8 protein-coding genes are annotated in these 13,052 nt (G+C 52.5%); 5 read left to right on the top strand and 3 right to left on the bottom strand.

Going from position 1 to position 13,052, the window contains the following annotated elements:
- Nucleotides 1-297: 297 nt before the first annotated feature.
- Nucleotides 298-1,191, top strand: coding sequence for a zinc metalloprotease HtpX (htpX, locus tag THS27_RS08760; RefSeq protein WP_085589937.1), 894 nt, complete (start codon nt 298-300; stop codon nt 1,189-1,191).
- Nucleotides 1,192-1,337: 146 nt separating this feature from the next.
- On the top strand, nt 1,338-2,834 hold the full coding sequence (locus THS27_RS08755; RefSeq protein ID WP_085589936.1) for a hypothetical protein: 1,497 nt from the start codon (nt 1,338-1,340) through the stop codon (nt 2,832-2,834).
- 326 nt (nt 2,835-3,160) lie between these two features.
- Here the strand turns inward: THS27_RS08755 and THS27_RS08750 are convergent, their stop codons facing one another.
- Nucleotides 3,161-3,883, bottom strand: coding sequence for a Bax inhibitor-1/YccA family protein (locus tag THS27_RS08750; RefSeq protein WP_085589935.1), 723 nt, complete (start codon nt 3,881-3,883; stop codon nt 3,161-3,163).
- A gap of 241 nt (nt 3,884-4,124) precedes the next feature.
- On the opposite strand from THS27_RS08750, the gene THS27_RS27165 reads away from it, so the two are divergent.
- Nucleotides 4,125-5,876, top strand: coding sequence for a hypothetical protein (locus tag THS27_RS27165; protein WP_085589934.1), 1,752 nt, complete (start codon nt 4,125-4,127; stop codon nt 5,874-5,876).
- 136 nt (nt 5,877-6,012) lie between these two features.
- A complete protein-coding gene (locus THS27_RS08740) occupies nt 6,013-7,629 on the top strand; it encodes an acyl-CoA synthetase (RefSeq protein ID WP_085589933.1) in 1,617 nt (538 codons plus the stop codon).
- Between the two features lie 147 nt (nt 7,630-7,776).
- Here the strand turns inward: THS27_RS08740 and THS27_RS08735 are convergent, their stop codons facing one another.
- Together THS27_RS08735 and THS27_RS08730 are read right to left on the bottom strand one after the other, a co-directional pair.
- The gene (locus THS27_RS08735; RefSeq protein WP_085589932.1) at nt 7,777-10,320 is read right to left on the bottom strand and encodes an ABC transporter permease; all 2,544 of its coding nucleotides are present in this window, start codon (nt 10,318-10,320) and stop codon (nt 7,777-7,779) included.
- Nucleotides 10,320-11,072 carry an ABC transporter ATP-binding protein gene (locus tag THS27_RS08730; protein WP_085589931.1) on the bottom strand — a complete coding sequence of 251 codons (753 nt, stop codon included), beginning with the start codon at nt 11,070-11,072 and terminating at the stop codon, nt 10,320-10,322. The genes THS27_RS08735 and THS27_RS08730 overlap by 1 nt, the downstream gene beginning before the upstream one ends.
- A 144-nt stretch (nt 11,073-11,216) precedes the next feature.
- Here THS27_RS08730 and THS27_RS08725 point away from each other — a divergent pair, with 144 nt between their 5' ends.
- Nucleotides 11,217-11,975, top strand: a complete 759-nt coding sequence (locus THS27_RS08725; RefSeq protein ID WP_085589930.1) for an arylesterase — start codon at nt 11,217-11,219, stop codon at nt 11,973-11,975.
- The last annotated feature ends 1,077 nt before the right edge of the window (nt 11,976-13,052 follow it).

Here is a 13,052-nt window from a genome sequence, read left to right as displayed (position 1 = left end):
CATCGACAATTGGATAGGCACACGGCGCCGCGCGACCAATACCGCAAAATGAAAGGGCTTTGTCGGGCCCGCCCGCCGATTGAGAGGCTTGCGGATCGGTTTCGATCAACGAGCTTTGGTATTGGATATTGCCGGGTGGTTTCTTGATGGCCGTCAGGCTTGAAAACCGGGATTTTACCTTTTGGTTCCGGCTGCGTTAACGACTGCGACCTAATTCACAACGAAGCTGCTTCCGGCTTGTGCGAGGCATAAAATGGCCTATCTTTTGGCCGATAAGCCGAATGGAGGAAGACCAGTATGAATTATGTGCGGACCGGATTGTTGCTGGCGGGCATCACAGCGCTATTTGGTGTGGTCGGCATGATGATCGGCGGGCAGCAAGGCATGATTATTGCCTTGTTATTTGCCGGGGCAATGAATGTGTTTGCCTATTGGAATTCCGACAGCATGGTTTTGCGTATGCGCCGTGCCCGACAGGTAGATGAAAATACCGCCCCTGAACTGGTGGGGATTGTGCGCCAGCTGGCCCTGCGGGCTGATTTGCCAATGCCCAAGGTTTATATTGTTGAAAACCCGCAGCCTAATGCCTTTGCTACCGGGCGCAACCCCGAACATGCGGCGGTGGCGGCAACCACCGGGTTGTTGCAATTGTTAAATGCCAACGAAATTGCAGGGGTGATGGCCCATGAACTGGCCCATGTCAAAAATCGCGATACATTGACAATGACAATCACGGCGACCCTGGCAGGGGCGATATCGGCCTTGGCGAACTTTGCCATGTTTGCCGGTATTTTTGGCGGGCACCGTGAAAACAATAACAACCCGCTAGGCGGATTTGGAATGATTCTGGTCGCCATTTTGGCCCCGATGGCGGCCGGCCTGGTGCAAATGGCGATTTCGCGTACCCGCGAATATGAAGCCGACCGGATCGGGGCGGAAATTTGCGGGCATCCGTTGTGGTTGGCCGATGCCCTGGGGCGGCTTGATCGCGGGGTGCATTCGGTGCCCAACCCCGATGCAGAGCGCAACCCGGCAACGGCACATATGTATATTGCGAATCCGTTATCGGGCAAAGGCATGGACAGTCTGTTTGCCACGCACCCGGCGATGGAAAACCGTATTGCAAAACTGCGCGCGATGGCTGGCGCAACGGTTTCCGCAACCCGGCGCCGTAAACGGCCCTGGGGTTGAAATTTATCCGCTCATTTCCTATTCTTTGGTATTGGTAATTTATACGCCGTTAATAATTGACGGAGACCTGTTTGCGTTTGATCATGTCCTTGTCAGATATGGTTTTCGTTGTGGCTCAGTATATTGCCGGGAAGGAATAGCGGAGGATGGCCGGTTTCTGGTCAACACTCGGTCTTGTGTTCAAAGCGGTGTTCGGGGTTGTGCCGGGGGAAACTGTCCCTAATCCGCGGGCGTCTTATTCACACCGACATTCGGGTGATCCGCAATTTGTTTGTGGCATTGCCGATTTTGGCACGGCGGGGCAGGATATTCAGGCTGCGATCAAAGATTGCCTGTCGGATTTTACCGCGTTTTCCTGTGTGACTGTTTCCCAGCAATTGTCGATTAGCGCCGATGCGGTTGATCCGTTTCATGCTGTACGTGATGCCCAGAACTGGGCCTGGAACGCAGCTTTGCGGCAAAATTGTACGGCGCTGTTATGGGGGGTGGCTGCGCCGGACCAAAATGGTGTTAATGTCTGGCTGGCCAACCGGCAAAACACGTTTGCTCCTCACGAGCTGTTTTTGTCACAAAAATACAGTTTCAAATTACCTCTGGCCGAAGATTTCACACAGGCAATACAACTGCTATTACGTGCAACATCCCTGCGTCAGGTCGATGACCCGGCCCGGCGTATGGTGATTTCGACCGAACTGTGCAAATCGCTGGAACAGCAGCAAGACCGGGTTCGTAACCTTGATCTGCTTGATGAATGCGGTGATGGCGTGGTTTTGTGTTTTGCATCGGCGGCATTGGCATTGGCCGAAAATGGCGATCGAAGCTGGTGCCAACTGGCATCCGAGGCGCTGGAACCTTTGGTCGCCCGATGTTTTGGTTTTGATGATTGTGGTGACCGTGACCGGTTGGCCATGATGATTTCGGTGGCCGGGCAATCGGGCGTTGATCAGCTTCAGCCCGAAGACATTGCCTTGTTGGCACTATATGGCCATTTGCTGAACTGGTCTGTTTTGGGCAGCTCGGCCACCCGTGTTTCAAAGTTGGCGGTCGAAATCTGGCGGATATTGCATCGCCGTTTTGAATTTGCAGCTGGTGCCAGTGTTGCACAGGCTGTTTGTTTGATGCGTTTGGGAGAAGCTAGTGGTGCCCAGGCCCGTGAAACCCGGGATCCGGACCTTGCTGCCGAAGCCATCAATTATCTGCGGCGGGCCCTTGGCGCGACGGATGCCAAAACCTATCCGGTACTGTATGGGCTGACAGCCTATCATTTGGGCGATGTTTTGATTGCACACGGAGAACTGGCAAAAACCGGCATTCTGTATGAAAGCATCATTCCATTTTTTCAAGCGACCCTAAAAGTATGTTCCCGGCGGGAAAATCTTTATCTGTGGGGGCGGGCGGTGTTTGCCCTGGCAACCGTGCAAGCCATGCAGGGGCGTGAAAACGGTGACGTGGGAATTTTGCGGACGGCAAAAATGAATTTCATACAGGCCCAGCAAAACCTTGAAGAGGCGGGCGCGCGTTCTGCGGCGCGTACTGCAATGGGCGGGCAAATGCGGGTTGAAACCTTAATGGCCGAAATGTCCGCCCGGGAGGACGAAGGGGCATCCTCTTCCTCCCCGCGTCAGGCCAAGGTTGCCGGATAATATCTGCCATATCCTGCTTTTGACGTATGGCTTCGGCTTTATCTGATATGCCTGTGTAATTGTGCCAAAACCATAAAGCCTGTTGATCAAAACCGATTTGTTTCGCGCCTGATGTGACATCGGGCTTAACAAACCGTCGAACTTTTGCCGCATACATAACGTGTAATCTGTGGGGATTACTGTGCCATCGGATATGGCACACTGGCATTTTTGCCAGCATCGGATGATTATGGAGAGGGTAAAAGCACGACAGGACTGCCCATAAAAAACACCCCCGCAATTCATCAATTGCGGGGGTGTTGTGTGTGGCAATGATGCCAGACCTGTTAGTTGCGCGAATTACCAAAGAAACGCAGCAACATGATGAACAGGTTGATGAAATCAAGATACAGCTGTAAGGCGCCAAAAATGGCCTTCTTGCCAGCGGTCGTGGCATCGTCGTTTTCCCAGTAGCTTTCCTTGATGCGCTGGGTGTCATAGGCGGTCAGACCGGTAAAGATCAGAACACCGGCAGCCGAAATGATAAACTGCAACATGGTGCTGCCAAGGAAGATATTCACAACGCTGGCAATGATGATCCCGATCAGGCCCATGAACAGGAAGCTGCCCCACGCAGACAGATCCTTTTTGGTGGTGTAGCCATACAGGCTCATGGCACCAAAAGTACCGGCGGTGATGAAGAAGGTGCGGGCAATGCTTTCACCGGTATAAATCATGAAAATCGACGACAGCGACAGCCCCATCAGCGCGGCATAGGCCCAGAACACGCCCTGTGCTGCAGGCATGCTCATTTTGTGAATGCCAAAGCTAAGAACCATGACCAGCGCAAACGGTGCCAACATTACGATCCAGGAGAGACCAGTTCCGAAAATTGCCTGTTGTACCGCTTCGTTGTGTCCGGCTGCATATGCGACAATACCGGTTAAAGCCAGCGCAGACGCCATATAGTTATAGACGCGCAGCATATAGGTCCGAAGACCGGCATCAATGTCGGCCGCCGACTGGCCAGCCGAGACAGAATAGCCGCGTCGTTGCGTTTCGAAAGCCATTGAATTCCCTCATATGATCCAGATTGAGCGGGATTGTGCTTACAACCCGTCACTGGTCAAAATATGGCAGGATTTGCCTGAAAAGCAACGATTGCGGGCTTTTGCGACGGGCTGTGGGTCAAACGGTTGTGATTTTGTTCACAATTAAAAATATGACAAAATAAATCAGGCGCCAAAATTCTCGCTATAGTTGGGGTGATAAAAGGAATCGGATTACTGTCGGGGGAGTAAGGGATTTCGTATGGAATTGAAAATAAACACTTTAATTAAAAGTATCAGCCAAATGCGCAACGCGCTGTTTCTGGCCGCAGTGATCATATTTGGCAATTTTATGATCATGTCTGCGGCGGCTGGTGCCGAAGTGAATGTTTCCTTATCAAAACAAAGTGATCAATTGGCAGCCGATTTTTGCGCCGATCCTGCTTTTGATACGCAGCCTTGTCCGATTCTTCCTACCGACATTGCTCAGTTTGACGCCAGTTTTATCTATCGCTTTGTTGGGCCGGAGTCCCAGCGCCCGTTCGATCAGTTTTCGTGGCAGTCTTTTATCGCAATGACATGGCCGTTAACGGCCAACGGTGTGGCGTTGCCCTATGGGCAGGCCGCCCATCCCGCGAAGGGAGATGTGCCGCGTTGGCAACGTCTTGTGAACCGTGATCAATTAATCACGGGGGAGGGCGGTGTTTCACCTTTTGCCCGGGCGGAGGGTTTTTGTGGTGCTGGCGATAGTCCTTCAACCAGCCTGCCACCAAAACCTGCCGATACATTGTTATTATATGCCTTTCATCAGGCAACAGGCGATGTGCTGGTCGACCAGGGGGGAAATTATGTTCTGTATGAAACCAGGCTAAACGATGTTGCCGCTGGCTATATCCGCGATAGCCAGCTTGCATCATTTACAGGGCGCAGCAGGCGGGCGGAAACCGGCAATGAAATTTCGTTTCCGATGCAAGACCCAAATAAACAAGACCCAGGCAAAAATGCCGATGGTTCCGGTGATATATCGGGTAAGGAAATTGCAGGTGGGGATCGGCAGGTTTTAAAAAATGTGGAAGGGCACCGTGTTGGACCCGGGGCAACGTTGTTGAAGTTTGCCTGGCGGGTGTTAAGCCCCGGCGATAATCCCGCGCAGTTTCTAACCCGTAATGCCCGGCTGTTTGTGCCAGCCCGCGACAGTGTTTCGGGAAACCGGTTTTGCCGCGATGTGGTTGTCGGCATGATTGGCATGCATCTGGTTCAACGGGTTGTTAGTGGTAATGGCGATCGCTGGATCTGGTCAACATTTGAACATGTCGCGAATGCCCCATTGGCAGCCAACGCGCGGCGACCCAACAGCTTTATTGCCAAAAAACTGTTCCCCGACGGGTGTTTTGCACAAACCGGGCAGGAGCCTGGCATATTGCAAACCGGCAATGAGAAAAACATTGCAAATCTGCAACGATTTAACCTGTTCGGCATGGCAGGGGGTATAAACATCCCGCTGGAGCAGGCGAAAAACCGACCGTCACCAAACCCGGATACAATAATGATGAAAACCAAAATAACGGGTGTGGCCGCGACGACAGGCGCAGGCACAATGCCGGCTGTGGCAGGATCTGGTGGCGAAACGGTTAATCAGGGCGTTGTCCGCCCTGCGTTGTGGGCAGAGCACGCACCTTATGCTGTTGACCAAACCGGGCAAGCGATTGCCCCGTCGCAAATTGTGCGTTGCTGGCGTGTGTTTGAAGGAACGGACAAAACCAACACCCTGTGGCATCAGGCGTTGGCTGGTAGTGTATGGGATAACTATTTTCTGGTCGGCACCCAATGGATTGGCAATGGCGGTGGTGCGCCGTTTGGCGTAGGTGAAGTGCCGCGGTTTTTAAGTAATGTGGCATTGGAAAGTTTTATCCAGCATCAGGAAACTGGAACCTGCCTTGGTTGTCACAGCACGGCCCGTAGCGATGCCGGGCAATTGTCTAATTTTACGTTTGTGCTGGCACCGGCGAACTGATCCGCAGTTTAATATTAGAAAAAGCAACAGAATAGTTCTGTTTCCCCGCATTCCGTCATAGGATGCGGGCGATAACAGCAATCTGTCGTAACAGACCCGAATAACGGGCAAGACAGATTTCAGGCAGGGAGGAAACATGCTGCCAGCAGGCGATGATTATGCGGCACAGGAGCGGGATTTTGCCTGGGAAGTGCCGGAATTTTACAATATCGGTGTCGATGTTTGCGATAAATGGGCCGATGACCCGACACGTTTAGCCCTGATCCACCGTCGGGGCGACGGGACGCGCCGTGATTACAGCTTTGCCCAGATGCGCCGTTTGTCCAATCGTTTCGCAAACGTTTTATCGCGGCATGGGGTAGGGCGAGGCGACCGGGTGGGCATATTGCTGCCGCAATGCCCGGAAACGGCAATTTCCCATATCGCGACTTATAAGCTTGGCGCAATTGCAGTGCCGTTATTTACCCTGTTCGGGGTGGATGCCCTGGAATACCGGCTGGGTAACTGTGCGGCGCGTGTTTTGGTAACAGATTTGGCCGGGGCGCGCAAAATTGCTGAAATCCGTGATCTTTTACCTGCCCTTGAACATGTTTATGTCATCGATGGCAAACCCGACGATTGCCTGGATTTCAAGGCGTTAAGTTACGAAGCCAGTGATGATTTTACCCCGGTTAGAACCCGCGCCGATGACCCGGCCCTGATCATTTACACATCGGGCACCACTGGCCAACCCAAAGGCGCGCTTCATGCGCACCGGGTGTTGTTGGGCCATTTGCCCGGTGTTGAAATGTCGCACGATATGTTTCCCCAGCCCGGTGATTTGATCTGGACGCCAGCAGACTGGGCCTGGATTGGCGGCTTGCTGGATGTGTTAATGCCGGCCTGGCATCACGGGGTAGCGGTGGTGGCCCACAGGTTTGAAAAATTCAGCCCCGAACGCGCCTTTGCCTTGATGGCCGAATATGGCGTGCGCAATGCGTTTTTGCCGCCCACGGCCCTTAAGATGATGCGCGCCGCCCCGCAAAGCAGTGTGGCACACCATCATTGTCAGCTCCGCACTATTGCCAGCGGCGGCGAAACCCTGGGGGCTGAAATGCTGCAATGGGGGCGCGATACATTTGGCTTAACGATTAACGAGTTTTATGGCCAGACCGAATGCAACATGATTGTCAGCTCGTCATCGCGCCTTAAGGCGACATCAGCGGGCCATATGGGGCGTGCTGTGCCGGGCCATGATGTGCGGATTATTGATGAAACCGGAACCGAAATGGCCCTGGGTGAGGTTGGTATGATTGCGGTACATCGCCCGGACCCGGTGATGTTTTTGCAATATTGGCGGAATGACGCGGCCACACAGGCCAAATTCATTGGCGATTGGATGCTGACCGGGGATTTGGGGGCCAGGGGCAAGGATGGTTTTATTCGCTTTGTTGGCCGTGAAGACGACGTGATCAGTTCTGCCGGATACCGCATTGGCCCTGGCGAGATTGAAGATTGCCTGATTGCGCACCCCGCCGTGCACATGGCCGGTGTGGTTGGCAAGGCAGACCCGGTGCGCGGGCAGATTATCAAGGCATTTGTGGTGCTGGGTGATCAGGATCAACAAAGCGATGCCTTGGCAGGGGATCTTTCAGACTTTGTTCGCACCCGGCTGGGCGCACATGAATATCCGCGTGAAATAGCCTTTGTTGATGCCTTGCCGATGACGGCAACGGGCAAGGTCGTGCGCAGGGCCTTGCGCGATATGGCTTAGGTTTTGGTGTATGGCTTGGCAGCGTGCTGGGCCATGAAAATCGAATCGTATGCGATTTGATCGCCATTTTCAGGCGGATGTTGGCCTTAAAACAGAAAAGCGGGCAGAACCGGTAACAGGGTTTTGCCCGCTTTTTTTCATGGGCGGTTATTCATTGCGCAAAATCGGCGCTGCCGGGCTGCGCAAGGCTTGCCAGGTGCCGATGAACCCGGCTGTTAATGTGGCGATTAATCCGATCAGGATCGGGCCAAAAATGGTTACGGGTAACAGCGTCCAGCTTGCGCCCATTACCAGCACCAAAACGGCCCACGCCGCCGCACTGCCAAACAGGGCCGCAATTAACCCGGTCGACAGGCCCAGAATACCGTATTCCAGCGCATAGGCGTATAAGATGTTGGCTCGTGTTGCGCCCAGCGTTTTAAGAACAACGGCATCATAAATGCGTTTGCGCCGACCGGCGGCGACAGCACCGGCCAGCACCAGCACCCCGGCAATAATGGCGATGGAACTGGTTGCACTCAGCGCAAGGCCGATCCCGGCCAAAATGGTATTGGCTGCTTCCAGTGCCTCGCGCACGCGAATGGCGGAAACATTGGGGAAATCCTTGCCAATCATAAGATCAACCGGTTCTTCCATCGCCGGGGGCATGTGGGCGGTGGCGATCAGGCTGTAGGGGGCCTTGTCGATCAGTCCGGGAGAAAACACCATGGCAAAATTCATGCGCAGGCTTTGCCAGTCCACTTCGCGCAGATTGGCAATTTCGGCGGTAATGTCACGGCCCAGCACATTCACCGTTAAGGTATCGCCCGGTTTCAGGTTAAAGCTGGCCCCGATATCGGCGGTCAGCGATACCAGCGGCTTGCTGGCATCGTTATAGTTTTCCGGCCACCACTTGCCTTGTGTGATTTTGGTGCCCTCGGGTGCTGTTTTGGCAAAGGTTAATCCCCGATCACCGCGTAAAAACCAGCGATCATCACCTGGCGGCACATCGTTGGCGTTTACCCCGTTTAACGCAGTAACACGGCCCCGTAACATTGGTGTTTGTTCAATGTTATCAACGCCTTTTTGGCTGCCAAGTTCGCTGCGAAACGCATCGATCTGGTCAGGGCGGATATCGAGAAAGAAAAACGCCGGGGCGGATTCTGGCAAGCGGTCCTGTATCTCGTGGTTCAGGTTGCCTTCGATGCTGGCAATGGTGACCAGCAATGTCAGCCCTAATCCCAGCGATAAAGTAACGGCGGTGGTGGATGTGCCGGGCCGGTGCAGGTTGGCCAATGCCAAACGGGTAAAGGCGCTGCGCCCCTTTGTGAACCGTTTTGATATCGATATAACAGCGCGCCCGGCCAGTGTGAAAATGACAATGGCGGCAATGGACGCGCCGATAAAGCCCAATGCAATGGCTGTATCGGTGGCACTGGCAACTGTCAGAATAAGTAATAATACCAGCGGAACTGCCAAAACCGGCAGATCGCGGCGGCGAATGAAATTACCGGTTAATCCGGCACCTGAACGAAACAGTCGGGCTGCGGGAATTTCTCGCGCGCGCAACAAGGATGGCAGGGCAAAAACCAGCGTGGTTAAAATGCCAAATGCTGTTGCAATCACAAGCGACGGCAAGGCCGGCCCGGCGGTAACCGCTATCGGCAGCTTGTCTGCCAGAATGGGGGCGACAAGCATGGGGGCCAACGCCCCGATAAGAAGGCCGATAATAATCCCCAGAAGGGCTATTGTCAGAATTTGCAAAAAATAAATCCGCAATACCAGACTATGCGTCGCGCCGATTGATTTTAACGTCGCAATTACAGACGTTTTGCTTTCGACATGGCTGCGTACGGCATTGGCAACACCAATACCGCCCACCAGCAAGGCGGATAACCCGACCAGGGTTAAAAACAAGGTGAGCCGTTCAATAAAGTTTTTCAGGCCGGGGCTGGCATTGTTGGTATCGCGTACGCGCCAGCCTTCGTCGGGATAGGCATCATCCAAACGGGTGCGAAAGGCTTTGATCGTGTCGCTGTTTTTCAGATCGATCAGATAATGATAATGCACAAGGCTGCCTGGCACGATCAAACCGGTATCGGCAAGCGCTGGCAGGGCCACCATCAAACGCGGGCCAAAGTTCAAAAAGCCAATGGCTTTGTCGGGTTCCTTGGCGATGATGCCGCGAATTTGCACATCAACATCGCCCAGTTTCACCGTATCGCCGACTTTGATGTTCAGGCGTTCTAACAATCCGGCTTCGGCCACCCCGCCCCAAAGACCGTCTTTTTTGGTTAGGGTGCTTGCAAACGGGGTATCGTTTTGCAACTGCATCTGTCCAAATAGCGGGTATTGATCATCAACTGCTTTTAATTCGACCAGGCGGCGCTGGTTATTGCCATAGGCCGTGGCGCGTAAGGTGGCAATCTGTTCAACCCGCTGCGCGTTATCTCTAAACCAGTTCTGCTGGGCCGGGCTGGCAGGCATATTGACCTGTTGAATTTCAATGTCGCCGCCCAAAAGGGCCCGGCCATCGCGTTCTAGCGCCCCTAAAACCGATTGCGAAACATTTCCCACGGCGGCAATGGTGCCAACGCCCAGGGCAAGGCAGGCCAGAAAAATCCAGAAGCCGCGCAAACCGCCGCGCAATTCGCGACGTGCCACCCGCCATGCCAATCCCCACTGGTTTGGTTGCGTTGTTTCAGCCCCCATTACGCACCTTCCCCATCCGAAACAATAACGCCGTCACGCATGGTGATGGAGCGATCACACCGGGCGGCCAGCCCTTCGTCATGGGTAATCAAAAGCAGGGTTGATCCCTTTTTGCGCGCCAGATCAAACAGCAATTCAATAATCGTTTCGCCTGTGTGCCCATCAAGATTGCCGGTGGGTTCGTCAGCCAGCAGCAATTCCGGATCGGTTGCCAGCGCACGGGCCAGGGCAACACGCTGTTGTTCGCCGCCGCTGAGCTGACCGGGGTAATGGTCCAGACGATGCCCAAGGCCAACGGCAGCAAGTTCTTCGCGGGCGCGCTCAAACGCATCGGTACGCCCGGCAAATTCCATCGGCAAGGCCACGTTTTCAAGCGCACTCATTGATGGCACCAGGTGAAAATCCTGAAATACGATGCCGACATGGTGACGGCGAAACAATGCCAGCCCGTCTTCGTTAAGCTGGCGCAAATTATGGCCGCAAATTTCAATTTTACCGTCGTGGGCCTGTTCCAGCCCGGCAATGACCATCAAAAGGGATGTTTTGCCTGAGCCCGAAGGGCCAATTAAACTAACGCGTTCACCGGCATTAATGGCCAGATCGATATTTTTAAGAATATCGACCGTCCCGGCAGGGCCTTTCAGGCTTAGTTTCAGGCCTTTGACATTAATTGGCAGGCTTGCCGGCGGAGTAACCGTTTCGGGTTGGGTGGCGGACGATGACAGGGACGAGGCAGAAGCAGAATCACGCATGAAAATTCCAGTCAGGGTTGCGCCATTGCGATTTGGTAGGCATTTGACAGAGACAAACAGCCATTGCGATGATTAGTTTTCATGCAATTTGGCGGTAAACACCAAAATACCCGAATATTGCGCCAGCATAACAAGAGGAAGCCAATGATTACCTGCACAAATGTGTCAATATCCATATCGGAGCAAGGCCCCGGTGTTAACAGTTTCACTTTTGCACAGGCGGGGCGCTATTTTTCCGGGGCGCGTGCACGTGTCATGCAGTGTGTTTTGGCATTGCTGGTTTTCGTTTCGGTTTGTGTATTTTTACAATCGGCCCACGCGCAAACTGCAAATGGCGCAAACGATTCTTTGCAAACACCAACCATTGTTCTGTTTGGTGACAGTCTGATTGCCGGTTACGGCCTGCCAGATCAGGATGGTTTCGCGCCTAATCTGGCGCAATCCCTGAAAAATGCGGGGCTGGATGCCAAGGTTATTAACAGTGGTGTGTCGGGCGATACGACGGCGGCCGGGTTGGCACGGCTTGATTGGGCATTGGTCGATAAGCCCGATCTGGTGGTGCTGGAACTGGGCGCAAATGATGCCTTGCGTGGGGTGGATCCGGCGCAAACCCGTAATAATCTTGAACAAATCATTGAAAAGTTACAGGCAGATCAAACCCGCATTTTGCTGGTCGGTATGTTGGCACCGCCAAATATGGGTAAGGAATATGGGATCGAGTTTAATTCGATCTATCCTGATCTGGCACAGAAATTTCAGCTTCCGCTTTATCCGTTTTTCCTCGATGGGGTTGCTGCAAACCCGGAACTCAATCAGGGGGATGGTATGCATCCTAATGCCAGGGGTGTTGATGTTATTGTGAAAAATATAACGCCAGATGTGATTGCGGCCCTAAAAAACTGATCGGGGGCGCTGCGTTGGGCTTGTGCTGTGGACGGGAAGGACGGCATTCGGGGAACGAAAGGTCAGATATCAGATGCAAGGCAATGGTCTGAGGCGAAACAGTGTTGCTGTCTGAACCAACAGTCTACAATGCGATCTGTTCCGGTTTGATTTTGGTTAGTGCATTGTATTTTCTTCATTATTCTTATTTCTGGGGAACGTATGGCGCGATGAATCAGGCTGTTTTTTGCTGTTGATGCAATGTCCTGTCAAATTCGCATGGCTGAATAATCGCATCATATAAAAATGCCGTGGCTTTAATGGCTTGGGTCGTAATTTTGACCTGAATTAGGGTGTTTCTGGCTGCAAAAGATGCCGCAGGGCAAAAATCTGTCTTGTAAAACTGCAAATGTAGATAGTTTTCGTAACGAAAAGGCAACGATGTTTGCCGTGATCTTTGATACGCAATGGAAGATTTTCTCTTTTCGTATTTTATCGTTATATATCAATAGTTTATGTTTATTTATCGGTGTCAATATTGCGGTAAATCTGTTGGAAATGACCCCAAAAACCAGCAATTTTCGCGGCGAGTTGTGCCTGTTAAGAACTTGTTTACTTTCGGCTGTGTTCTAATTGTCGATGTCGCAACTGCATTCGTAGATTTTTAAAGAAGCCAATCGATTTTGCATCGCGGGTTGGTGCCAAAATTCAAAAATTAGGCCGCAAACCGAAACAAATTTGGGGTTTGAGCAGTTTCGAGAAACGGGTTGCGATCTTTACTTCCAAATTATCATAACTAATTGTTATATATATGTTTTTAATGGGCGGAAAACGGGGTTAGGTCGAGGCTGCGGTTGGCTTGCATAGCTCTGGCGTGTTTTGTTAATACTTTGTTATGCATTTTCCGAATGTCGAATTTGGATAATGAAAGTTAAAAAATATCCATATATTTCAATAATTTAAGTTTTTGGAATAGCTGTTCTTTGCAAAAAGTCGGTTTCAAACCTTGTTGCAAACCGGATTTTGACTCGGAAGCGATTCAAAACTGTCTACTTTTGCAGTTGCACGGTTATATGCCCTCGCATACACTGTGCCCCG

The organism is Thalassospira sp. MCCC 1A01428 (assembly GCF_002115825.1).
Classification (GTDB): Bacteria; Pseudomonadota; Alphaproteobacteria; order Rhodospirillales; family Thalassospiraceae; genus Thalassospira.
Note: the sequence above shows the minus strand (reverse complement) of the source record. Positions and strands in the feature narration are given on the sequence as shown.